The organism is Isoptericola sp. AK164 (genome assembly GCF_029643425.1).
Taxonomy (GTDB): Bacteria; Actinomycetota; Actinomycetes; order Actinomycetales; family Cellulomonadaceae; genus Isoptericola; species Isoptericola haloaureus.
Window position 1 is genome coordinate 3,380,731 of sequence record NZ_CP119106.1, and the last position, 22,757, is coordinate 3,403,487.

21 protein-coding genes are annotated in these 22,757 nt (G+C 71.5%); 10 read left to right on the plus strand and 11 right to left on the minus strand.

Annotation, left to right across the window (positions count from 1 at the left end; genetic code table 11):
* The first annotated feature begins 6 nt into the window (after positions 1 to 6).
* The 5 genes from PO879_RS15395 to PO879_RS15415 all read left to right on the plus strand — a co-directional run bounded on the left by PO879_RS15395 (position 7) and on the right by PO879_RS15415 (position 6,043).
* Positions 7 to 1,302 (plus strand): sugar ABC transporter substrate-binding protein, encoded by a 1,296-nt coding sequence (locus tag PO879_RS15395; RefSeq protein ID WP_278235733.1) that lies wholly within the window; start codon positions 7 to 9, stop codon positions 1,300 to 1,302.
* A 3-nt stretch (positions 1,303 to 1,305) separates the two neighbouring features.
* Complete coding sequence (locus PO879_RS15400; protein WP_278235734.1) at positions 1,306 to 2,253, plus strand: sugar ABC transporter permease; 948 nt, start codon at positions 1,306 to 1,308, stop codon at positions 2,251 to 2,253.
* A 124-nt stretch (positions 2,254 to 2,377) separates the two neighbouring features.
* Positions 2,378 to 3,178, plus strand: a complete 801-nt coding sequence (locus PO879_RS15405; protein ID WP_278237567.1) for a carbohydrate ABC transporter permease — start codon at positions 2,378 to 2,380, stop codon at positions 3,176 to 3,178.
* A 37-nt stretch (positions 3,179 to 3,215) separates the two neighbouring features.
* Positions 3,216 to 4,406 (plus strand): family 1 glycosylhydrolase, encoded by a 1,191-nt coding sequence (locus PO879_RS15410; RefSeq protein ID WP_278235735.1) that lies wholly within the window; start codon positions 3,216 to 3,218, stop codon positions 4,404 to 4,406.
* An 86-nt stretch (positions 4,407 to 4,492) separates the two neighbouring features.
* The gene (locus PO879_RS15415) at positions 4,493 to 6,043 is read left to right on the plus strand and encodes a glucoamylase family protein (protein ID WP_278235736.1); all 1,551 of its coding nucleotides are present in this window, start codon (positions 4,493 to 4,495) and stop codon (positions 6,041 to 6,043) included.
* 60 nt (positions 6,044 to 6,103) lie between these two features.
* Here PO879_RS15415 and PO879_RS15420 read toward each other — a convergent pair whose 3' ends face one another.
* From PO879_RS15420 to PO879_RS15450, 7 genes are all read right to left on the minus strand, one after another.
* Positions 6,104 to 7,072, minus strand: coding sequence for a LacI family DNA-binding transcriptional regulator (locus PO879_RS15420; RefSeq protein ID WP_278235737.1), 969 nt, complete (start codon positions 7,070 to 7,072; stop codon positions 6,104 to 6,106).
* Between the two features lie 114 nt (positions 7,073 to 7,186).
* Positions 7,187 to 7,963 carry an RraA family protein gene (locus PO879_RS15425; protein ID WP_278235738.1) on the minus strand — a complete coding sequence of 259 codons (777 nt, stop codon included), beginning with the start codon at positions 7,961 to 7,963 and terminating at the stop codon, positions 7,187 to 7,189.
* Between the two features lie 80 nt (positions 7,964 to 8,043).
* Positions 8,044 to 8,535, minus strand: coding sequence for an RpiB/LacA/LacB family sugar-phosphate isomerase (locus PO879_RS15430; protein WP_278235739.1), 492 nt, complete (start codon positions 8,533 to 8,535; stop codon positions 8,044 to 8,046).
* A 5-nt stretch (positions 8,536 to 8,540) separates the two neighbouring features.
* A complete protein-coding gene (locus tag PO879_RS15435; protein WP_278235740.1) occupies positions 8,541 to 9,461 on the minus strand; it encodes a carbohydrate ABC transporter permease in 921 nt (306 codons plus the stop codon).
* Positions 9,458 to 10,414: a sugar ABC transporter permease gene (locus PO879_RS15440; protein WP_278235741.1), complete on the minus strand. Its 957-nt coding sequence runs from the start codon at positions 10,412 to 10,414 to the stop codon at positions 9,458 to 9,460. Before PO879_RS15440 ends, PO879_RS15435 begins: the two co-directional genes overlap by 4 nt.
* 27 nt (positions 10,415 to 10,441) lie before the next feature.
* Positions 10,442 to 11,752 (minus strand): extracellular solute-binding protein, encoded by a 1,311-nt coding sequence (locus tag PO879_RS15445; RefSeq protein ID WP_278235742.1) that lies wholly within the window; start codon positions 11,750 to 11,752, stop codon positions 10,442 to 10,444.
* 66 nt (positions 11,753 to 11,818) lie between these two features.
* A complete protein-coding gene (locus PO879_RS15450) occupies positions 11,819 to 12,724 on the minus strand; it encodes a PfkB family carbohydrate kinase (protein WP_278235743.1) in 906 nt (301 codons plus the stop codon).
* Between the two features lie 145 nt (positions 12,725 to 12,869).
* Between PO879_RS15450 and PO879_RS15455 the strand changes: the two genes are divergently transcribed.
* Positions 12,870 to 13,832 carry a LacI family DNA-binding transcriptional regulator gene (locus tag PO879_RS15455; RefSeq protein WP_278235744.1) on the plus strand — a complete coding sequence of 321 codons (963 nt, stop codon included), beginning with the start codon at positions 12,870 to 12,872 and terminating at the stop codon, positions 13,830 to 13,832.
* Between the two features lie 6 nt (positions 13,833 to 13,838).
* On the opposite strand, the gene PO879_RS15460 is transcribed toward PO879_RS15455, so the two are convergent.
* The gene (locus PO879_RS15460; RefSeq protein ID WP_278235745.1) at positions 13,839 to 14,858 is read right to left on the minus strand and encodes a LacI family DNA-binding transcriptional regulator; all 1,020 of its coding nucleotides are present in this window, start codon (positions 14,856 to 14,858) and stop codon (positions 13,839 to 13,841) included.
* A 108-nt stretch (positions 14,859 to 14,966) separates the two neighbouring features.
* Between PO879_RS15460 and PO879_RS15465 the strand changes: the two genes are divergently transcribed.
* From PO879_RS15465 to PO879_RS15480, 4 genes are all read left to right on the plus strand, one after another.
* On the plus strand, positions 14,967 to 16,574 hold the full coding sequence (locus tag PO879_RS15465; RefSeq protein ID WP_278235746.1) for an alpha-amylase family glycosyl hydrolase: 1,608 nt from the start codon (positions 14,967 to 14,969) through the stop codon (positions 16,572 to 16,574).
* A 383-nt stretch (positions 16,575 to 16,957) separates the two neighbouring features.
* Positions 16,958 to 17,851 carry a glycosyltransferase gene (locus PO879_RS15470; RefSeq protein ID WP_278235747.1) on the plus strand — a complete coding sequence of 298 codons (894 nt, stop codon included), beginning with the start codon at positions 16,958 to 16,960 and terminating at the stop codon, positions 17,849 to 17,851.
* Complete coding sequence (locus PO879_RS15475) at positions 17,851 to 18,498, plus strand: acyltransferase (RefSeq protein ID WP_278235748.1); 648 nt, start codon at positions 17,851 to 17,853, stop codon at positions 18,496 to 18,498. The genes PO879_RS15470 and PO879_RS15475 overlap by 1 nt, the downstream gene beginning before the upstream one ends.
* Positions 18,495 to 19,856 carry an MATE family efflux transporter gene (locus tag PO879_RS15480; RefSeq protein ID WP_278235749.1) on the plus strand — a complete coding sequence of 454 codons (1,362 nt, stop codon included), beginning with the start codon at positions 18,495 to 18,497 and terminating at the stop codon, positions 19,854 to 19,856. The genes PO879_RS15475 and PO879_RS15480 overlap by 4 nt, the downstream gene beginning before the upstream one ends.
* 72 nt (positions 19,857 to 19,928) lie before the next feature.
* On the opposite strand, the gene PO879_RS15485 is transcribed toward PO879_RS15480, so the two are convergent.
* From PO879_RS15485 to PO879_RS15495, 3 genes are read right to left on the minus strand one after another with little or no spacing between them, the layout of a single operon-like run.
* A complete protein-coding gene (locus tag PO879_RS15485; protein WP_278237568.1) occupies positions 19,929 to 20,894 on the minus strand; it encodes an adenosine deaminase in 966 nt (321 codons plus the stop codon).
* Between the two features lie 33 nt (positions 20,895 to 20,927).
* Positions 20,928 to 22,082 carry an MFS transporter gene (locus PO879_RS15490; protein ID WP_278235750.1) on the minus strand — a complete coding sequence of 385 codons (1,155 nt, stop codon included), beginning with the start codon at positions 22,080 to 22,082 and terminating at the stop codon, positions 20,928 to 20,930.
* Between the two features lie 38 nt (positions 22,083 to 22,120).
* Positions 22,121 to 22,756, minus strand: coding sequence for a hypothetical protein (locus PO879_RS15495; protein ID WP_278235751.1), 636 nt, complete (start codon positions 22,754 to 22,756; stop codon positions 22,121 to 22,123).
* Position 22,757 lies beyond the last annotated feature (1 nt).

Sequence of the window (22,757 nt, forward strand, 5' to 3'; positions counted from 1 at the left end):
GTGACCGTGAACAGCACATCGCGCCGCGCCGCAGCGGCGACCGCCTCGACACTCGTCCTCACGCTGAGCCTGACGGCCTGCGGACGGGACGACGCCGGCACCGGCTCGGGCGGGTCCGACGCCGCCGACGAGCCGGGCACCCAGATCTCCGAGGGCCCCGCGTCCGGGACCGTGGAGGTGTGGGCCATGGGCACCGAGGGCGAGCTCCTGCCCGAGCTCGCCGAGCAGTTCGAGGCCGACAACCCCGACGTCACCGTCGAGGTCACGCCCGTGCCCTGGGAGTCCGCCGTGCAGAAGATCAACACCGCGATGGCGACGGGCGAGGTCCCGGACGTCCTGCAGGCCGGCACCACTCTCATGAGCGGTTTCGTCGAGCTGGGCGGGCTGGCCGAGACACCCGACAGCATCGACTCCGAGGCGTTCTTCCCCGGCGCCTGGGACACCACCGTCGTCGACGGCACCTCCTACGGCGTCCCCTGGTACGTCGAGACACGGGTCCTGTACTACCGCACCGACCTCGCCGAGCAGGCCGGCGTCGACGAGCCGCAGAGCTGGGACGAGCTCACCGCGTTCGCCGCCGGGATGCAGGACGCCGGCGCCGAGCACGGCATCGCCCTGCAGACCAACGGCGACGGCACCGCGCTGATGTACTTCCCGTTCTACTGGCAGGCCGGCGGCGAGATCGTGGACGACGCCGGCGAGTTCACGCTCGCCGACGATGCCCAGGTCGAGGCGCTCGACTTCTACTCCTCGTTCATGGCCGACGGGCTGGCCCCGCAGACCCTCGTCGAGGACGAGAAGGTCCAGGACTTCATCGACGGCGACCTCGGAGCCTTCGTGTCGGGGCCGTGGGAGCGGTCGAACCTGCTCACGACCGCCGGCGACGACTTCGCGGACAAGTTCGCCGTCACCGCGCTGCCCCCGGACGAGCAGGACGCCTCGTTCATCGGCGGTTCCAACCTCGCCGTGACGGCGGAGGCCGCCAACCCTGACGCCGCGTGGAAGTTCGTCGAGTTCGCCACCGATCCCGAGGTCCAGGTGGACTGGTTCGAGATCTCGAACGACCTCCCCGCCGTCCAGGCCTCCTGGGACGACGAAGCCCTGGCCGGGGACGAGTCGCTCGCCGTCTACGGCGAGGCGCTCGAGACCGCTCGCTCCACGCCCGCGCTGCCCACCTGGTCCGAGATCGAGCACGAGCTGAACCTCGTCGTCGAACAGGTGGTCAACGGCCAGCTCGAGCCCGAGGAGGCGGCCCAGCAGATGCAGGATGCCGCCACCTCCATCGGCGACGGGCTGGGCTGAGCCGTGGCGCTGCGCACCGACGCGCCGCCGGTGACCGGCGGCCCCGCGACGCGGGGCCGCCGCCCGGAGAGCGCCCGACGACGCCGCCGCGGGTACGCGGCCTGGGGCTTCGCCCTGCCGTTCACGGTCCTGTTCGCCGTCTTCATGATCCTGCCGGTGGGCGCCTCGCTGTACATGGCGTTCACCGACATGCGCGGCGCCGACCTGCGCTCGCCGCTGGCGGTGAACTTCGTCGGCCTCGACAACTTCGTCACGGCCGTCACCGACCCGCAGTTCCAGCAGGCCGCCGGCAACACCGTGTACTTCGTCGGGGTGGCGATGCCCCTCACCCTCGGCATCGCGCTGCTGCTCGCCGCGCTGCTCAACTCCGGGCTCACCTGGTTCCGCTCGGTGTTCCGCGTCGGGTTCTACGCGCCGGTCGTGACCTCGATCGTCGCGGTCGCTGTCGTCTGGCGCTTCCTGCTGCAGCCCGACTTCGGGCTGGTCAACACCGTGCTCGGGTTCGTCGGGATCGACGGTCCGGACTGGCTCACCGACCCCACCTGGGCGATGCCGTCGCTCATCATGCTCGCCGTCTGGCGCAACGTGGGGTTCTCCATGGTGATCCTGCTCGCCGGGCTGCAGGGCATCCCGAAGGACCTGTACGAGGCGGCCGCCCTGGACGGTGCCGGACCGGTGCGCACCTTCCGCTCCGTCACCGTGCCCCTCCTGCGCCCCACCCTGCTGTTCTGTGCCGTCATGGCCGGCATCGCCTACCTGCAGTTCTTCGAGGAGCCGTTCGTCATGACCCAGGGCGGCCCGCTCGGAGCCACCAACTCGGTGGCGTACGAGATCTACAACCAGTTCGGGTTCGGCGACTACGGACTGTCCGCCGCGATGAGCTACCTGCTGTTCGTCGCCATCGCGATCCTGTCCTTCCTCCAGTTCCGCCTGCTGCGGCCCAAGAACTGACCGGGCAGCGAGAGGAGCACCCGTGACCACCACACCCCTGCCCCCGGCGACGACCAGCGCCGCACCGGCGGAGCTGCCCGCACCATCCCGCGGCGATCGCCGTCGTCGGTTCGGCCCGCGCGCCCTGCTGCTCAACGGCGCCCTGCTCGTCGGGCTCGTCGCCTCGCTCGGCCCGCTCGTCTGGATGGTCCTGTCCTCGGTCAAGCCCGAGGGCGAGATCCGTCAGTTCCCGCCGACCCTCGTCCCCCAGGACGTGACGCTCGAGAACTACACGGCGCTGTTCGACCGGATGAACTTCCCGCAGTTCTTCCTGAACTCCGTGATCGTGGCGCTCGCCGTCACCGTCGGCGCGGTGCTGTTCAGCGCCATGGTCGGCTACGCCCTGGCCAAGATCGACTTCCCCGGGCGCAAGGCGCTGTTCCTGCTCATCATGGCCACGCTCATGGTGCCCGGGACCATCACCTTCGTGCCGCTGTTCGTCCTGGTGGCGAACCTCGACCTGATCAACACCTACGCGGCGCTCATCCTGCCGTTCCTGGCCGCACCCTTCGGCGTGTTCCTGATGCGCCAGTTCATGCTGGACATCCCCGACGAGCTGCTCGACGCCGCACGGGTCGACGGTGCCGGGGAGTTCCGGACCTTCTTCCGCATCGTCCTGCCGCAGACGGGGCCGGCCCTGGCCACGCTGGGGATCCTGACCTTCCTCGGGTCGTGGAACAACTTCCTGTGGCCGCTCGTGGCCGTGCAGTCCGCCGACATGTACACGCTGCCCGTCGCGCTCGCCCTGTACTCCACCGGCCAGAACACCGTCCAGTACGGCCTGCTGCTCGCCGGGGCCACCGTCATCGTGACGCCGATCCTCGTCGTCTTCCTCGTGCTGCAGCGCCGCATCATCCAGGGCATCGCCACCACCGGCATCAAGTAGCCCCGCCCATCCGCTCGACCCCGCAAGGAGCCACCCCGTGACCGACGCGACCACGCTGCCCACCGCACCCGACTTCCTCTGGGGCGCATCCACCGCCGCCCACCAGATCGAGGGCGGCAACGTCAACAGCGACTGGTGGGCCAAGGAGCACCAGCCCGGCAGCCTGTGCGCCGAGAGCTCCGGCGACGCCGTCGACAGCTACCACCGCTACGGCGAGGACATCGCGCTGCTGGCCGACGCCGGGCTCAACGCCTACCGCTTCTCCGTGGAGTGGGCGCGCATCGAACCCGCCGAGGGCGAGGTCTCCCGCGCCCAGCTCGACCACTACCGCCGCATGATCGACACCTGCCTGGCCGCCGGCGTCACGCCGATCGTCACGTTGCTGCACTTCACGCTGCCGCGCTGGTTCGCCGAGCGCGGAGGATGGCTGGCACCCGACGCCGTCGACACCTACACCCGGTACGTCGAGACCGTCGCGCCGATCCTCGACGACGTCGAGCGGGTCGTGACCATCAACGAACCCAACATCACCTCGATGATGCTCGGCGCCAGCCGCCGGACGAATCTCGACGCCGCCGGCCTCGCCGCACCCGACCAGCAGGCCTCGGAGGTCCAGGCCGCCGCGCACCGCCGGGCCGTGGAGATCATGCACGGCCTGGGCCACGTGCGTGCCGGCTGGTCGATCGCCAACCAGGTCTTCCAGGCCGCGCCCGGAGCCGAGGAGGCCCGCGACGCCTACGCCTGGCCGCGCGAGGACTTCTTCCTCGAGGTCGCCCGCGACGACGACTTCGTCGGCGTGCAGAGCTACCTGCGCACCATCATCGGCACCGACGGCGAACCCGTCCCGTTCGGCGACGACGTCGAGAAGACGCTGACCGGCTGGGAGTACTACCCCCAGGCCCTCGGCGAGGCGCTGGAGTACTCCCACCGGATCACCGGCGGCGTCCCAATGCTCGTCACCGAGAACGGCATGGCGACCGACGACGACGCCCGTCGCATCGACTACACCCGCGACGCGCTCGCCGGCATGGGACGGGCCATGGCCGGCGGCTGCCGCGTCGAGGGGTACCTGCACTGGTCGCTGCTCGACAACTACGAGTGGATGAGCGGCTTCCGCCCGACCTTCGGGCTGATCGCCGTCGACCGGAGCACGTTCGTGCGCACCCCCAAGCCGAGCCTCGCCTGGCTCGGGAAGGTGGCACGGACGGGCAGCCTCCCGACCACCTGACCGGGGGCCGGGAGAGGGGTGCCGCCACCCGACCGGGTGGCGGCACCCGCACGTTTCGCACGACGACGACGTTGAGGAGACGACCCATGACCAGACGCCGCACCCTCGTGGCCGCGCTCGCGGCCACCGGCGTGGCCCTCGCCGGGATGCCCGCGAGCGCCGCCGACGACCGACCGACCCCGCCCCGCGGCGCCCCGCCCGGCCTGCTGCAGCACTGGGCCGAGGACACCTGGACCTCGTTCGAGGCCCTCGTGGTGGACTCCACGGGCCTGCCGGACGACAACATCGGCGGTGACCTGAGCGCCGAGAGCCGCGGCGGGTACACCTCGCCGACCAACATCGGCGCCTACCTGTGGAGCACCGTCGTCGCGCGCGACACGGGGATCATCGGCGCGGACGAGGCCCGCGAGCGCATGGCGACCACGCTGGACACCGTCGCCGAGCTGGAGAAGCACGACGCCAGCGGCATGTTCTACAACTGGTACGACCCGGCCACCGGCGCCAAGCTCGACGAGCTCGGCGAGGGCGACCCGGTCGAGCCGTTCCTGTCCAGCGTCGACAACGGCTGGCTCGCCACGGGTCTGCTCCTCACCGCGAACGCCGAGCCGTCGCTGGCGGACGAGGCGGACGCGATCCGGGACGGGATGGACTTCGGCTGCTTCTACGACCCGGACGTGAACCAGATCCGCGGCGGGTTCTGGGACACCGACCAGGACAACCCGGCCCTGCCCACCGACGACTACTGCGGCATGGGGACCGACGTCTGGTACACGGGCCACCACTACGGCGCGTTCAACACCGAGCCGCGGATCGCCTCCTACCTGGGGATCGCCGAGGAGCAGATCCCGGCCGAGCACTACTTCGGGCCGGTGCGCACCTTCGCCCCCACCTGCGACTGGTCCTGGACGGAGACCAAGGCGTCCGGCGAGTGGCAGAGCTACCTGGGCGTCGACGTCTTCGAGGGCACGCTCCCCTACCGCGGCATGGACATCGTGCCGACCTGGGGAGGCAGCATGTTCGAGGCACTCATGGTGCCGCTGTTCGTCCCCGAGGAGGAGTGGGGCACCGACTCCTGGGCCGTCAACCACCCGCTGTACGTCCAGGGGCAGATCGAGCACGGCCTCGAGGAGGCCGACTACGGCTACTGGGGCTTCTCGCCGTCGAACGACCCCGCCGGCGGCTACCGCGAGTACGGCGTCGACCAGCTCGGCATGGACGGCCCCGGATACACCTCCGACCAGGAGCGCACCTCCGTGGACCAGCCGTACGAGGGCTGCCGGGAGGGCTCCGAGGCCCCGACCGAGTACGGCGACGGCGTCGTCACCCCGCACGCCTCGTTCCTGGCCCTGCGGTACGCGCCGCAGGAGGCCGTCAAGAACCTGCGCAACATCGCACGGGACTTCGACGCCTACGGCCCGGGCGGCTTCTACGACGCCGTCGCGGTGCGCTCCGGGCAGGTCTCCGAGCGCTACCTCGCCCTCGACCAGGGCATGATCATGGCGGCACTCGGCAACGCGCTCGCGGACGACGCGATGCATGACTACGTCGCCGACGGCGCCGTGGAGGACTCGCTGCGCCCGCTGATGGAGATGGAGGAGTTCGGCTCCTCCGGGCGCAGGTCGTCGCACGGCGGCTGACGACGTCGGGCACGGGCGGGCCCCGGGAGGCACGCCTCCCGGGGCCCGCCCGTGCCCGCCTCACGACCGGGCCGGACAGCCGCAGCTCTCCCGGACCACGAGGTCACCGTGCAGCGCTTCGTGCACCACCCGCGCGGGAGAGCGGACCAGGTGCGTCACGGCCATCTCCGCCATGCGCCGGATCGGCTGCGCGACGGTCGTCAGTCGCGGTGACGCATGGGCGCCGGCCGCGGTGCCGTCCATGGCGACGACGGCGATGTCGCCCGGCACCCGGGCACCGAGTCGTCCGAGCCCGGTGACGAGCCCGATCGCCTGGACCTCGGAGGCCACCATGACGGCGGTCGGGGCGTCCCCCGCCAGCAGCTCGTTCGCGATGTCAGCACCGGCGGCGAGGGTGAAGGCCGAGGTGCGCAGCTCGCGCCACGGAGGTCGTCCCGCCTCCTGCAGCGCATGCAGGTAGCCCTCGCGCCGCAGGGTCGAGACCCCGGTGTCGGGCCCGCCCACGAACGCGATCCGGTCGTGGGCGTGCTCCACCAGGTGCCGGGTCCCGAGGTAGGCACCCGTGGCGTTCTCGACGCGGATCGTGGAGATCGGTGCCGCGTCGGGGGCACGGTCGAGCGCGATGACGGGGATCGCGAGGTCGGTGAGGTCGCTCAGGTCGGTCTCCTCGGAGGTGGAGGCCAGGATCAGCCCGTCGATCCTGCGCTCGGCGAGGCTCGTGACGTAGGTACGTTCCCTGGCGCTGCTGTCGGCGCTGTTGCAGACCATCACGGCGTAGCCGATGCCGAAGGCGGCGTCCTCCACGGCGTGCGCGAGCTCCCCGAAGAAGGGGTTCACCGCGTCCGGGACGACGAGCCCGAGCGTGCTGGTCCGCCCGACGCGCAAGGAGCGCGCCAGCCCGTCGGGGCGGTAGCCGAGCTCGTGGACCGCCGCGAGCACGCGCTCGCGCGCCGCAGCAGAGACAGGACGAGGCCCGTCGTTGAGAACGTAGGAGACGAGGGCGGGGGAGACCCCGGCCCGTCGCGCCACGTCGTTCCGGGTGACAGCCAGGGCAGTTCCTTCCGTCCGGGAGGTCTCAGGGGACGGCAGGTGGGTGGACCCGCACCGGGTCCACCCACCTGCAGGGTGCTCAGTCGAGGGTGCTCAGTCGCGGTTGAGCATCGCCTTGAGCTTCTCCGGGGTCGGCGCGTACGGGTGCGTCGGCACGTCGAACTTCGACTCGGTGCTCTCGTTGCGCGGGATGCCGAGGGCGTCGAAGAGGTAGCCGCGGGCGATCTTGTCCTGCTCGGACTCCTGGATCGCGTACTTCAGGACCCCGTCGATGATGTCCTGCGGGACGACGATCGCGCCGTCGCCGTCGGCGACGATCAGGTCGCCGGGACGCACGATCTGACCACCGATCTCGACGGGCACGCTGTGGCCTCCCCACTCCACCCGGCCCTGGTACATCGGCTGGACGACCCAGCGCGACCAGACCCCGATGTGCTTGGAGTCCAGGGTCTCGTCCGTGTCCCGCGCACCGCCGTTCGTGAGGACACCCTGGGCGCCGAGCGCGGCCCAGATCATCGAGTCCATCGATCCCACGGCCGGGGTCGGGGTGTTGCACGTGTCGACGACGAGGAACGTGGTCTCGTCGATCAGGTCCGCCATGTCGTTGGCGAAGACCTCGCCGTACCAGTACTCGTACGCCCAGGTGGTGTACTCGTCCGGGGTCATCGTCGGGACCTTCTGCTGGGTGGGGATGTGGCGCATCGTGTGCGCGAAGCCCGCCCGCTTGGTCCGCCACAGCGGTCGGATCTCCGGGGAGACCGTGCCGAAGTGGTGGTACCCCATCCAGTCGAGACCGTCCCGGATGTCAGTCACCCGCAGGTGCTTGACCGTCTCGAGGATCTCCTTCTTCCGCTCGTCGGTGAGCGCCATGGTGTAGCCCTTTCTCGCGTGGATCCTGCGTCTCCGCCACGCACGCTCGCGCGGCGGTGCACCACCGTCCCGGTGGTCCCCTACCGACCCCCTTCCGGCCCGCCGTCCGCGGTCCTCCCGGACCGCGCGGCCGCCGTCTCCAGGTCGGAGAGCTGTTGGACACGGCGCCGGAAGTCGGCGTCCGTGCTGAAGGTGGCGCCCAGGAAGGCGCGGACCACGTCCTGGGCGATGACTCGCCCCACGACCCAGGCGCCGAGACACGCGACGTTGACGTCGTCGTGCTCGACCCCCTGCCGGGCGACGAAGGTGTCGTGGATGACGGCGGCGCGGATCCCGGGGACCTTGTTCGCGGCGATCGCGGCGCCGACGCCGGTGCCGCAGACCAGCAACCCGCGGTCGGCCCGCCCTCCGACCACCAGGTCGGTGACGCGCTGCGTCATCAAGGGGAAGTCGACGGGGTCGTCGCTGTCGGTCCCGACGTCCACGACCTCGTGTCCCAGCTCGTGCAGCAGATCGACGACGACCGGTTTGAGTGCGAAGCCGGCGTGGTCGTTCGAGACGGCGATGCGCATGGGTGTCATCCCTTCAGTCCGGAGGTGGCGATGCCTTCGACGAGTAGTCGTTGGAAGGCGATGAAGACGCCGAGCACCGGGAGCAGCGAGATCACCGACATCGCGAACAGGGCCCCGAAGGCCGAGTAGGAGGTCGCGTCGATGAACGAGCGCAGCGCCAGCGGCACCGTGTAGAGCTCGGTGTCGGTCAGGTAGATCAGCGGCGTGAAGAAGTCGTTCCAGCTGTAGATGAACGAGAAGATCGCGGTGGTGGCCAGCGCCGGCTTCGACAGCGGCAGGACGACCCGGGCGAAGATGCCCACGTGACCGCAGCCGTCGATCCGGGCCGCCTCGTCGAGCTCTCGCGGGATCGCGCGGAAGAACTGGACCAGCAGGAAGACGAAGAAGGCGTCGGTGGCCAGCAGCTTCGGAACGATGAACGGCAGGTAGGTGTTGATCCAGTCCAGCTCTCTGAACAGGATGTACTGCGGGATGAGGATGACGTGGTGCGGCAGCATCAGCGTGCCGAGCATCACCCCGAACCACACCTTCTTCGCGGCGAAGTCGATCCGCGCGAACGCGTAGGCCGTCAACGAGCAGGCCACGAGGTTCGCGACGACGATCGCGCCCGACACCAGCAGCGAGTTCAGGATGAACCGCAGGAACGGAACCCCGGAGACCCCCGCCCAGCCGTCGACGTAGCCGTCGAGAGTGAAGTGCTCCCCCGGCCAGACGCCGGGGTCGTTGATCTGCCCGTCCTCCCGGAAGGAGGCTCCGAGCATCCACGCCAGCGGGTAGAACATCATCGACGCCAGCGCGATCAGCATCAGGTGCCGGTACAGCTGCGGTCGCCCGATCGGGCGGGTGCGGCGGCCGCTGGCGCCTCCCCGTCGGGTCGGGGCGCCGGCCCCGCGGGTCTGCGGCTCGGTGGTGTTGAGAGTGCTCATCGCTCGTCTCCGTAGTGCACCAGTCGCCGGCTGAGGGCGAACAGCAGAGCCGTGATCGCCGCGCTGACGATCAGCAGCACCCAGCCGAGTGCCGAGGCGTACCCCATCTGGAAGTCGACGAAGCCGCGCTGGTACAGGTACAAGGTGTAGAAGAGGGTCGAGTCCGCCGGCCCGCCGGTGCCGTTGCTGACGATGTAGGCGGTGTTGAACGCCTGGAAGGCGGCCACCATGTTCATCAGGACGTTGAACAGGATCACCGGGCTCAGCATCGGCAGGGTGATCGAGACGAACTTGCGCCAGGTCCCCGCCCCGTCGACGGTCGCCGCCTCGTAGAGCTCCGCCGGGATGTTCTTCAGCCCGGCCAGGTAGATGATCATGGCCGCACCGAACTGCCAGACGTTCAGCACGATCAGGGTGTCGAGCGCCGTCGCGGGTTCACCGATCCACGAGTAGCCCGTGTCGATGCCGACGATCCCCAGCAGCCCGTTGAAGAGCCCGTCGCCCTGGAAGACGAAGCGCCACAGGATCGCGATCGCCACGCTCCCCCCGATCAGCGAGGGCACGTAGAAGAGCGCGCGGTAGACGGGCAGACCGCGGATGCCCCGGTTCAGGACGCTGGCCAGGAACAGGGCGAACACCTGCACCAGCGGCACCGACACCACCAGGTAGACGAGGGTGACCCGCAGCGCCGAGAGGAAGCGTGGGTCGTCGGTGAGCATGCGCTCGTAGTTGGCCGTGCCGACCCACTCCGGGCTGCCGAGCACCGAGTAGTCGGTGAAGGACAGGTAGAGCGAGACGACGACGGGTCCGCCGACGATGCCGAGGAAGCCGAGGAACCAGGGCGCCATGAAGGCGTAGCCGGCCAGGTTCTCCCGCCGTCGCCGCGACCGCGGGCCGACGGTGCCCCTCGGTCGTGCGGCGGGCGAGCTGGTGCGTTGCGTGGTGGTCGTCATCAGGGAGCTCCCGTGTGGTGCGCTGCCTCAGGAGAGGGCTTCGTCGGCAGCGGAGAAGAACGACTCCACGGCTTCGTCCACCGACATCTCGCCGAAGGCCGCCGCGGAGTACACCCGGCGCAGCTCGTTGGTCATCGTGTTGAGGCCCGCGGGATAGGTGGTCGTGGCGAGGTCTCCGGCGTCGGTCAGCTCCTGCAGGATCGTGACGTTCTGCTTGACGCCGTCCGGTGTCTCGGGGTCGTCGAGCAGGGCGTCCTGAGCGCTCTGGTTGGTGAGGATCCCGTTGTCGGACCGGAAGGCGAGGGCGGCGTCGGTGTCGTTCGCGAAGAAGTCCACGAAGGCGGCTGCCGTCGCCACGTTGTCGCAGTCGGTCGGGATCGAGATGCCGTTGGCACCGAGCACGTTGGCGGGCCGGTCCGGCGACTCGCTCGGCATGGATGTCCACGCCACGTCCTCGGGGTCGCCCGCCCCGGCGAGAGCCTCCTCCATGATGTAGATGTGCGGGATGTCCCGCGTTCCCGCGACGACCTGCCGGGTGGCCATCGGGGTGAGCTCCAGGGCGCCCTCCATCGTGGGGATCATGGCGGGCGGGATGACGGCCTCGTCCTCGGCCAGCCCGATCCAGTACTCGAAGTACTCGGTGAGCAGCTCCCGGTCGAACCCGAGCTCGTCGCCGTCGAACATCTGCTCGCCGTGCCCGACCACCCAGGAGGTCAGGGTGAACATGATCCCGCCCTCGTTCTCCCCGGGGTACACGCCGTCGGGGAGCTCGCCACGCATGGCCCGCAGCCAGTCGGCGTACTCCGCCCAGGTCATGTCGTCGCCCGGCGCGGAGACGCCGGCGCTCTCGGCCAGGTCGGCGTTGTAGGCGAGGACACGCACGAACGTGCCGGTCGGGATCATGACCTGCTCCCCGTCGACCTGCCCGGCGGCCAGGACGTCCTCCGGGATCTCGGAGGTGTCGATCTCCCCGGACTCGATCAGGTCGTCCAGGGGACGCAGCACCCCGTTCTCGGCGTACTGGCTCAGGAAGGTGGTCTGCGTGCCGGTGGCGCAGGCGAGGTCTCCCCCGGCGGCACGCACCGTGAGTCGTTCGATGTAGGCGAGGTAGTCGGCCACCTCGGCGTCCACGGTGGCCCCGGGGTGCTCCTCGGCGAAGAGGGAGGCGACCTCCTCCACCAACCGGCCCCGGTCGGGGTTGCCCCAGAAGGAGTAGGCGATCTCACCGCCGACCTCCCCGCCGGCGTCGGAACCTTCGCCCCCGCCGCACGCGGCGACGGTGAGGGAGAGTGCTGCGACCGCGCCGGCGGTCGCCGTCAGTCGTGTCCTGTGCATCATGGTTCTCCTCTTCGTTGAGTTCGTCGATGTGACAGGGATTGCTGCGGGCCGACGTTCTCGACCCGTTCACGCCGAGCTGAGCTGGGCTCCTCGCCCTCGGACCGAGCGCGCCGCGGCGCTCGAGGCGGCGACCATCGCGTCCGGCATGCTCGCGCCGTTCGCGAGGACGGCCGCGAGGGTCCCGACGTAGACGTCGCCCGCACCCGTGGTGTCCACGACGTCCTCCACGACGTCGGCGGGCACGACGACGGGTGGTGCGCCGGGTTCGACGAAGACCGAGCCACGTTCCCCGAGGGTCAGCAGGCACGCCGTGCCGGCCGCGTCCCCCGCGGCGCGTGCGAGGGTCTCGGCGTCGCGGGCATCGCTCCCCCGAGCCCCGGAGAGCGCCAGCGCCTCGGACTCGTTCACGACGACGACGTCGGCGGCGACGAGCGCCTCCCGGCGGAGGTCGACGTACGGGGCCAGGTTCAGGAGCACGCGGGCGCCGGCACCGCTCGCACGGACGGCGGCATGCTCGACCATCGGTGCGTCGATCTCGCACTGCAGGACGACCACGTCGCCGGTGCCCAGCCCCGCGAGCGCCGCGTCGACGACGCCCGCCGTGAGTGCGCCGTTGGCGCCCGCCGCGACGACGATCTGGTTCCGCCCGGCGCGGTCGACGACGATGGCCGCCCTGCCGGTCGGGAGGCCGACCCGCTGGACGGAGTCGACCCCCACCCCGTGGGCCACCAGGTTCTCGACCACGGTGGCTGCGGTGTCGTCCCGACCGACCGCGCCGACGAAGTGGGTCGCCGCGCCCGCACGGGCCGCCGCTACCGCCTGGTTGGCACCCTTGCCGCCGAAGCCCCGATGGAAGTCGGCGGCGACCACGGTCTCGCCCGCACGGGGCATCGCCTCCACGTCGAAGACGAAGTCCTCGTTGGCCGAGCCGATCACCATCACCCGGCCCGTCGTGACGCCTGCATCACTCATGTGTCGCTCCATTGCTCAACTCGTGTAGACCACACGCTATCTACTCGTGTTGAGTCTGGCAAGACGTCGACAGGAAAAGTCCTCTCACCTGCACGGACGCCCTGCTTCGCGAGGACTGCAGCGCTCTGACCAGTAGAGTTGCCGCATGGCGGTGACGAGGAACGACGTCGCACGGGCCGCGGGGGTCTCGAGCGCCGTGGTGTCCTACGTGCTGAACGACGGGCCGCGCCCGGTGTCCGCAGCGACACGCCGGAAGGTCCTCGAGGCGATCGATCGGCTCGGATACCGCCGGGACAACCTCGCACGGTCGATGCGGACCGGCAAGACGGACTCCATCGGCCTGATCCTCCCGGACATCGCGCTCAGCTACTTCGCCGTCATGACGCAGCGGGTGACCGAGCTCGCCCGCAGCCGCGGTCTCAGCGTGGTGATCAAGACGTCGAACGGGCGCTCCGAGCGGGAGCGCGAGCACGTCGCCGAGCTCGCCGCACGCCGGGTGGACGGGATCGTCCTGATGAGCGTCGACCCGCTGGACGAGACACGATGGGCCGCCGAGTTCGAGCTGCCGGTGCTGATCGTCGACCGCCCGGAGGTGGCGATCGACGGCACGGCCCTGGCCGCACGCCACCTCATCGAGCACGGTTGCCGCCGCCTCGCACGCATCGCCGCCCCGACCCGGTACTCCATCACGCCCCGCCGCGACACCGGATGGAACAGCGCGCTCGCCGAGGCGGGGATCGGCTCGAGCACCGTCCTCCGGGCCGACGTCTCCGAGGACGGCGGCCGCACGGCCGGACTGGAGCTCCTGGCAGGAGCAGAACGGCCCGACGGGCTGCTCGTGGACTCCGGCCCGCAGGCCCTGGGGTTCCTCCGGGCCGCGGCGGACGTCGGCGTGCGGGTCCCGCAGGACCTCGCCGTCGTCGCGGCCGAGGTGGGCGAAGCCGGCCGGTTCAGCATCCCGCGGCTGTCCAGCGTGGACTCACCCATCGAGGAGATCGCGGCCCGCGCGGTCGACCAGATCGGCTCGGCCACCCGCCAGGACAGGATCCTCCGGCTGACGGACTCCACCTATGCCCTCCACGAGCGGGAGTCCTGCGGGCACGGTTGAGCGGGATCAGCGCCGCGCACCGGGGGCGGGCGAGCACCCACAGGACTCCCGGACCACCGTCCGGGTGGGCAGCACGTGGTCGGTGGTGGGTTCTTCCTCCCCGGAAGCCGCCGCGAGGGCGAGCCGGGCGGCCGTGGCTCCCAGCTCTGCGGTGGGCTGGTGAACGGTCGTGAGCCGGGGCGCCGCCAGGGCGGCGAGCGCGTTGTCGTCGAACCCGACGATCGCGACGTCGTGCGGCACGTCGTACCCCAGGCCGGGCAGGGTGGCGAGCAGCCCGAACGCGATCTCGTCGTTCGCGCAGACCAGGGCGTCGGGGACGTCGCCGGACGCGCGGAGGTCGCGTGCCGCCGCGGCGCCGTCGACCGCCTCGAGCCCGACGGACAGCGGCGGACCGGACTCGACGAGGCCGCGCTCGCTCAGGGCGCGACGGAATCCCCGGTGCCGCTGGGCCGGCTCGGGCGCGCCCGGCGGGAGGCCGACGAACCGCAGCCGACGGTGACCGTGCACGTCGACGAGATGGGCGGTGACGTCCCGGCACGCCGACTCGCCGTCGGTGCGGACCGTGGTCGGGTGCTGGGGCGACCCGGCCAGCACGACGACGGCGACCTCGTCGGCGACGGCGGCGAGCACCGCGTCGTCGACCGTGCCGGCCTGGACGACCAGCGCATCGGTGCGCCGGGCGAGCCGCTCGACCGCACCGGCGACGTCGGGGCGCAGGTGAGCGCCCAGAACCGTGACGGCCGTGTCGTGCGCGGCGGCGACGGACTCGACGCCTCGGAGGAGCTCGGCGAAGTACGGCCCGCCCAGGCCGGGCAGGACCACGCCCAGTGCCTGGTGCCGCCGTCGGGCGAGCCCCAGGCCGAGCGACGAGGGCGTGTAGCCGTGCGCGTCGATGCTGGCCTGCACCCGCGCCCGGGTCTCGGCCCGGACCCGCGGGTCGTCGCTGGTGACCCGGGAGACCGTCGCCACGGACACGCCGGCATGGCGGGCGATGTCGCGCACGGTGGGCCGTCGCACCGCCGCCATCACGCCTCCTCGGCTCCGTCGGTGGATGTAACCGGTTACATACCCTACCGTGGACGCCGCACACCGGTCCGCGTAGGTCGCGGACCGCCCCGACGAAGGAGCAGCGCCGTGGCGACCACCCCAGCGACGACCGACCTGGCGGACCGCCTCGACCGGACGGTGCTCTACCAGATCTACCCGCAGAGCTTCGCGGACGCCGACGGCGACGGGGTCGGCGACCTGCGCGGCATCGCCGACCGCCTCGACTACCTGGCGTGGCTCGGGGTCGACGCGATCTGGCTGAGTCCCTGCTTCGTCTCCCCGTTCGCCGACGCCGGCTACGACGTCGCCGACTTCCTGCGCATCGCACCGCGGTACGGCACCAACGCCGACCTGGAGCACCTCACCGAGCAGGCCGCCCGGCGCGGGATCGCGGTCCTGCTCGATCTCGTCGCCGGCCACACCTCGGACCAGCACCCCTGGTTCCGCGCCGCGATCGACGACCCGGACGACGACCGGTACGTGTGGAGCGACGTGCCCGTCGACGGGTTCGAACCCGGGCTCGGTCGGCGCGGCGGGTACTACCGGCCCAACTTCTTCCCCGTGCAGCCCGCCCTCAACTACGGGTACGCGCGCCTCGACCCGGCCGAACCGTGGCGGCAGCCCGTCGACGCACCCGGCCCGCAGGCCAACCGCGCCGCGCTGCGCGAGATCCTGGCGTTCTGGTTCGACCGCGGCGTCGCCGGCTTCCGCGTCGACATGGCGGCCTCCCTCGTCAAGGACGACCCCGGGCTCGCCGAGACGCGACGCCTCTGGCAGGAGATGCGCGCCTGGCTGGACCGCACCTATCCCGGCCGGGTCCTGATCAGCGAGTGGGGCGACCCGAAGGTCGCCGTGCCCGCGGGCTTCCACGCCGACTTCCTGCTGCAGTTCGGCGGGGACGACGACGGCCTGCCGCTGCGCTCGCTGTGGAACAACGGCGCCGGCACCACCCAGCCCACCTGGGGCGACGTGCCCGCCTGGGCCGACGCCGAGGCCCGCGGTGACGCCGCGACGTTCGTGCGCGCATGGACCGCGGCGACCGCAGCGATCGCCGCCGCGGGACGCGGCGGCGTCGTCGGGCTGCCGACGTCGAACCACGACTTCACACGACTCGTCGCCGGCCCGCGGGACGCCGAGCAGGCGCGCGCCGCCCACGTCCTGGTCATGACCTGGCCCGCGATGCCCTCGGTCTACCAGGGCGACGAGATCGGCATGCGGTACGTGCCCGGCACACCGACCACCGAGGGGTCCCGGCTCGGCCCGACCTACGACCGCGCCGGGTCGCGCACCCCTGTGCAGTGGGGAGACCTGGACGCCGGGCGCTTCGGTCCCGGGACGCCCGCGACGTCGTCCTACCTGCCCGTGGACCCGGACCCCGGCCGTCCGACGGTGTCCGACCAGGTCGACGACCCGGACTCGTTGCTGCACCTGGTGCGCGACCTGATCTCGCTGCGGCACCGGGACAGGCGGCTCGACGTCGGTTCACCGCTCGAGGTGCTGGCCACCGGCTACCCGATGGCCTACGTGCGCGGCGGTTCGCTCGCCGTCGTGCTCAACCCCGGCCGGCACCCGGTCGAGCTGCCGCTGCCGGGCGCGGGCGACGCCAGGCTGCTCGTCGGTCGGGGCGTGCGGACCGAGGACGCCGTGGTGCACCTCGACGGGCACGGCTACGCCGTGCTCGACCTCGGCGGCTGAGGCCGGGGCCCGGCTCCTCCGCATCGGCCTCCACGGCCAGGCCTCCCCCACGTCGACTCGTCGGAGAATGTTTGTTAGGGTTTCTACGGAACATATTCCGATTGGCGCGGCGAACTGATATCAGCTCGCGACCGTCTTCGTCGTCGTTCCTTTTCTACATCGGAAAGCCCTTTTCGTCGTGGATCTCGCATCCTGATCCGATCCCAGAACAACGGGACATTTCCTCGTAGGCTGACAGCGCCCCACCCAGGGACGGGACCGGTCGAGTCGTGGTTGTCGATATTCCGGGACCACCGTCCCCGGAATGTCGAGAATACGCCGCGCGCTCTTCGTCGACCCCGGCCGGTCCGCCCTTTCGCGCAGCCGAGAGAAAAGGACCACCGGTGCCCGCCTTTCCCGAGATCAGCGTCGTCATCCCCACCTACAACCGCAGCAGCCTGCTGCGCCACACCCTCGACTCCCTGCGGCGCCAGACCCTCGCGCCCGACCGGTTCGAGGTCGTCGTGGTCGACGACGGCGGCAGCGACGACAGCGAGGACGTCGTGCGCTCGTTCGCGGACGACCTCGACGTCACCTACTTCTGGCAGCCGGACGCCGGCTTCCGTGCCGGCAAGGCCCGCAACATCGGCACCGCCATCGCCTCGGGGCGCTACGTCGTCTACGTCGACACCGGCGTCCTGCTGGCCACCACCACCCTGGCCACGCACCTGCGCATCCACACTGAGTCGGCCTATCCCACCGCCGTCGTCGGCTACGTCTACGGGTTCGAGGTGGACCCCTCCCACGAGGCCGTCATGGCCGACCTCGACCCCACCGACGTCGACGCCGCCATCGCCCACCTGCACACGCACGGCGCCCTCGACGTCCGCGAGCGCCAGTACGCCGACCTCGGCGAGAACATCACGAGCTGGCCCGCGCCGTTCGACATCTTCTGGACGTGCCACGCCTCGGCCGAGCGCGAGTCGCTGTTCGCCGCCGGGCTTTTCGACGAGTCGTTCACCGGGTGGGGCGGCGAGGACGTGGACCTCGGCGTGCGGCTGTTCCGGCAGGACAACGTGTTCGTCATGGACCGCGCGGCGCGTTCCTTGCACTGGCCGCACGCCAAGGAGGTCGACGACCTCCAGGAGTCCTCGGCGACCGCCGCCGAACGGATCCACCGCAAGTACGACCTGTGGACCACGAGCTTCTACGGCAAGGACCTGCAGAACGAGAAGTACTCGCTGAACAAGGTCATCCAGCTCTCGGCGTCGCGGCGCGAGGCCGAGGGGGCGGCCTGATGCCGGTCGCCTACGAGAACCTGTACCCCGCCCGACCCGACTGGCCGCTGACGGGCGGGGTCACGGAGGCGCTGCGGGCGCACGGCGTCGAGGTCGGCGAGGGCACCGTGTTCTTCGACGTGCCCCGGGTGGCGTTCACGCGCGCCGTCGACGCCGAGCTCGGCCCGCTGCCGCTGCGGGCGGAGGACTTCCGCGGCGCGATCCGGGTCGGGTCGGGGTGCTACGTCGAGTCGGGCGTGGCGCCCACCTTCCACAGCCAGCCGGTCAAGCTCACGTCGGTGCAGGTCAACGACGGCGCACCCGGCCGGATCTGCATCGGGGACCGGGTCTCGCTGCAGGGCGTGGCGGTCGTGGCCTACGACCTGGTCGAGGTGGGCGACGACGTGATGTTCGGCCCGCTGGTGACGATCATGGACTCCAGCGGTCACCCGCTGCGGGGCCGCGGCGCGGCCGGGGAGGCGGCCCGCACGACGGCGGCACCCGTGCGCATCGGGGACGGCGCCTGGATCGGGACGGGCGCGACGATCCTCAAGGGTGTGGACATCGGGGACGGTGCCGTGCTCGGGGCGCAGAGCGTCGCCGACGAGTCGGTGCCGGCCGGGGCGGTCGCCGTCGGCAACCCCGCCCGCGTCATCAAGCAGCTGTGATCACGGCGCTGCGCGGCCCGGCCGGCCGGTCCCTGCTGCGGATCGCCGTCCCGGTGACGCTGCAGACGGTGGTGTTCTCCTCCAAGAGCGTCGTCGACGCCGTGATGCTCGGCACGCAGACCGAGATCGACGTCGCCGCGATCGGCATCGCGTCCAAGGCGACGTTCGTCGTGTCGATCTTCCTCATCGGGTTCACGATCGGCGGCGCGCAGATCGGCGCCCAGCTGTGGGGCGGCGAGCGCCCCGACCGGGCCGTGCGGCTGCGCCAGACGGTGTGGCTGACCTGGGCGACCTCCACGGTCTGTGCGCTGGCGGCGTTCGTCACCTTCGCCGTCGTCCCGGAGGCCGTGATCGGCCTCGGCACGGACTCGGCCGCCGTCGTCGAACGGGGCGCCGCGTTCCTGCGGATCGTCAGCCCCACCTTCCTGCTGTTCTGCTACACCTCGGCGGTGGCCGCCGGGCTGCGGGTGATGCTGCAGCCGACGATCAGCACGGTCTACGCCGTCGTCGGGGTGGTGCTGAACGTGGCGCTCAACGCGGTGCTGATCTTCGGGCTGCTCGGTGCGCCCCGGCTGGGCGTCGTCGGTGCGGCCTACGGCACGCTGGTCAGCGCCGTCGTCGAGACCGGGCTCCTCGCCGTGCACCTGCTCACCACGCGGCACGTCCTGGCACGGTTCCCGCGCGCCGAGCTGGGTCTCGTCACGCGCGCGCAGACCGTGGCGCTGCTGCGCCTGTCCGTCCCGGCGGCGTGCAACAGCACGATCTGGGCCCTGGGATCCTTCGCGTTCTACGCCGTGATCGGCAGCACGGGCGTCTCGGCCGCCGCCGCCCTGGCGATCCTCTCCCCCGTGGAGTCGCTGGCGCTGGCCCTCACCATCGGGCTCGCGAACGCGGCCGCCGTGGTGGTCGGCTCCACGATCGGGTCCGGGCACGTCGAGGACGCCTACCGCCAGGCGTGGGCGCTGGTCCGGCTCGGGCTCCTGGTCGGGGTGGCCACCTGCGTTGTCACGTGGGCCGCGCAGGACGCGGTGCTGGGGATGTTCGGTGCGATCACGCCCGAGACCCGCGCACTCACCGAGACCCTGTTCGCGGTGCTGGTCGTCTCGTTCGTGCTCAAGAGCGTCAGCATGGTCATGGTGCTGGGTGTGCTGCGGGCCGGTGGGGAGGTGCGGTTCTGCCTGCTGCTCGACGTCGGGGCCCAGTGGGTGCTGCTGCTGCCCGGGGCGCTGCTGCTGCGCGACGTAGTCGGCGTCGGGCCCGTGCTGGTGTTCGCGCTGGTGCTGGTGGAGGAGGCCGTGCGGATCGGTGTGGCCGGGTGGCGTATCCGGTCGCGGCGGTGGCTCAACGACCTGACGTGAGCGAGTGCTTGCCTACCTCGCGAGACGTTTGCCTACCTCGCGGGATGTTGGCCTACGCCGCGGTGGAGTCGCCTACCTCGCGGAGGGGTGGTCGATCTCGGCGAGCAGGGCGTCCCGTCTGCCCGCGGGCAGGAACGACGACCGGATCGAGTTCGCCGCCAGCCGGGCCCGCTGGTCCGCGGTCATCCCGAGCGAACGCTCCAGAGCCGCGAGGTTGTTGTCGAGGTAGCCGCCGAAGTACGCCGGGTCGTCGGAGTTCACGGTGACGTTGAGCCCCCGGTCGAGCATGGCGAGCACCGGGTGGTCCTCGATGCGTTCGACGGCGCGCAGCGCGACGTTCGACAGCGGGCAGACGGTCAGCGGCACCTGCTCGGCGACCAGCCGCTCGACCACGGCGTCGTCGTCCAGGGAGCGGATGCCGTGGTCGACGCGCTGCACGCCCAGCAGGTCCAGGGCGTCCGTGACGTACGACGCCGGCCCCTCCTCCCCCGCGTGGGCGATCAGCCGCAGGCCCTCGGCCCGGGCACGCGCGTACAGGCGGGTGAAGTCCGACGGCGGATGGCCGACCTCGGCGGAGTCCAGCCCGATCCCCGCGATCGGGGCATCCGCCGCGACCAGCCGGTCCAGCACGTCGAGCGCCTCGCCCTCGGGGCGGTCCCGCAGGAACGCCGCGACCAGCAGGGTCGAGACGCCGTGCTCGGCCTCGCTGGTGGCCAGCACCGGGGCCACCTCGAGGGGCACGCCACGCACCAGGTGCGCCTGCGGGTCCACCATGATCTCCGCGTGCCGCACCCCGCCTGCCGCAGCCCGCGTCAGGTAGGCGCGGGTCATGTCCGCGAAGTCCTCGGGGGTGCGCAGCACCGCCATGTTCGCGTAGTACAGGTCCAGGAACGACTGCAGGTCCGTGAACGAGTACGCGCGGCGCAGGGCGACCACGTCGTCGTTCGGCAGGGTCACGGCGTTGCGCTCCGCGAGCGCCATCACCAGCTCGGGTTCGAGGGTGCCCTCGACGTGCAGGTGCAGCTCGGCGAACGGCAGCGGGGTGTCGGTCGGGTTCGAGGGGTCAGCCTGTCACGGCTCGGGCGGGGAGCTCCCTGGCTGCGGTCCCCGGAACCAGAAGACCGCGGCGATCACGAGTCCCGCGGCGAGGAACACGAACCACGTGACGTTCGCCCACGTGGAGTCCGTCCCCGCCAGCGTGTACAGCGCACCACCGGCCAGGTTGCCGGTGATCCCGCCGACCGCCTGTGCGAGTCCCATCGCCCCGAAGTAGGACGCCACGGCCCGCCCGTCGGCCAGCTCGGAGACCACGGCGTTCATCACCGGCTGCGAGAGCATCTGACCCAGCGTGAAGGTCAGGACGCCGGCGACGAGCCCCGCGACGGAGTCCCACAGCCCCATCACCGCCACCCCGGTCCCGAGGGACACCGACCCGAGGGCGAGGATCCGCGGAGCCGGGAGGTGGCGCGACATGAAGCCGGTCAACGGCAGCATCGTGACCACCATGAACACCGCGGCCGCGGTGTAGACGACACCGACGCCGATCGCTCCCGGCAGCACGTCGGCCGCCCGCACCGGCACCACCAGGTAGAGCTGGGTCACCAGCATCCACAGGGCCGCGACGACCACGAGGTAGCGCCGGAACGACCGGTCCCGCAGCGCCTCGCCGAACCGCGCCCGCTTCGTGTCCGCGGCCAGCAGCACCCGGGGCAGACCGATCACGGTGAGGAAGAACGCCACGAGGAACAGTCCGGCCGAGCCGAACGCCACCCACTGGAAGTCCAGCCCGGCGAGCAGGCCCCCGATCATGGGGCCGAGGACGAACCCCACGTTGGAGAACAGCTCCCGCGTCGAGTACACGCGCACCGAGTCGCGCCCGACGGCGAGCGCCGAGTACGCCGCGTACGACGCCGGGTGGAACAGTGCCCCGCCGAGCCCGGCGAGCACCGACCCGAGCACGAGCAGCGGAAGGCTCGAGACCGCGCCCAGCACGGCGAAGCCGGACGCGCGGATCAGGACGCCCCCGGCGATCGCCCGCCGGTAGCCGATGCGGTCGGCGACCCAGCCGGAGATCGGCATCACGCCGTTCTGCGCCGCGGACCGCACCGCCGTCAGCACCCCGACCACCGCGACCGTCAGGCCGATGTTCTGCAGGTAGTGGTAGGCGAGCAGCGGCACCAGCATGTAGAAGCCGACCGCCATCGTCAGCGTGTCGCCGTACAGCACCCACAGCGCGGTTCTCGAGGACCGTGGCTCCCCGCCCGTCACGAGCCCGCGCCCGCAGGGCCGGCCGACGGCGGCCAGGCCCGGACCGCGAGATACAGCGGCACGGAGAGTGCTACGAACGGCGCCAGGGTGGGCAGCACCACGCAGGTGGCCAGCACCGCCGCACCGATCAGCAGCAGCGCGAGCGTGCCCACCGGGCGCCCGGCGGCGAACGCCGCGGCGGCGCGCAGCCAGTCACGGACCGTCCCGTCACGCTGCCGCGCAGCGGCCACCGGGACCAGCAGCAGGACGAGACCGACGACGGCCGCGACGGGCAACGTGGCCCCGCCGAGCACGACGGCGAACCCGGCCGACGCCGTGCCCAGCTGGGCCAGCAGGAACAACGCGTCGACGACGAGCAGCCAGACGGCGATCCCCGCGAGGATCCCCGCCCGCCAGGTCCGGCGCCACGTCGCCCGCAGCTCGCGCAGCAGGGAGGTGACCACCGCGTCGTCCCCGTCGTCGTGCCAGTCCGAGAAGGCCCGGCCGAGAGCGACCAGCGCGGGCAGCAGCGTCACCCCGGGCAGTGCCACCAGGAACGCCATCAGGCCACCCAGCACGAGGTTGGCGGGCACCATCAGGGCGCGCAGGGTGCGGGTCTCCCAGCGCTCGCGGTGCTCCGGCCGGGCCGCCACG

What these genes read in the sequence shown, in the direction of transcription:
- PO879_RS15415 (WP_278235736.1), top strand. Translation starts at nt 4,493, where the DNA reads ATGACCAGACGCCGCACCCTCGTGGCCGCGCTCGCGGCCACCGGCGTG.
- PO879_RS15425 (WP_278235738.1), bottom strand. Translation starts at nt 7,963, where the DNA reads ATGGCGCTCACCGACGAGCGGAAGAAGGAGATCCTCGAGACGGTCAAG.
- PO879_RS15430 (WP_278235739.1), bottom strand. Translation starts at nt 8,535, where the DNA reads ATGCGCATCGCCGTCTCGAACGACCACGCCGGCTTCGCACTCAAACCG.
- PO879_RS15435 (WP_278235740.1), bottom strand. Translation starts at nt 9,461, where the DNA reads ATGAGCACTCTCAACACCACCGAGCCGCAGACCCGCGGGGCCGGCGCC.
- PO879_RS15440 (WP_278235741.1), bottom strand. Translation starts at nt 10,414, where the DNA reads ATGACGACCACCACGCAACGCACCAGCTCGCCCGCCGCACGACCGAGG.
- PO879_RS15445 (WP_278235742.1), bottom strand. Translation starts at nt 11,752, where the DNA reads ATGATGCACAGGACACGACTGACGGCGACCGCCGGCGCGGTCGCAGCA.
- PO879_RS15450 (WP_278235743.1), bottom strand. Translation starts at nt 12,724, where the DNA reads ATGAGTGATGCAGGCGTCACGACGGGCCGGGTGATGGTGATCGGCTCG.
- PO879_RS15455 (WP_278235744.1), top strand. Translation starts at nt 12,870, where the DNA reads ATGGCGGTGACGAGGAACGACGTCGCACGGGCCGCGGGGGTCTCGAGC.
- PO879_RS15460 (WP_278235745.1), bottom strand. Translation starts at nt 14,858, where the DNA reads ATGGCGGCGGTGCGACGGCCCACCGTGCGCGACATCGCCCGCCATGCC.
- PO879_RS15475 (WP_278235748.1), top strand. Translation starts at nt 17,851, where the DNA reads ATGCCGGTCGCCTACGAGAACCTGTACCCCGCCCGACCCGACTGGCCG.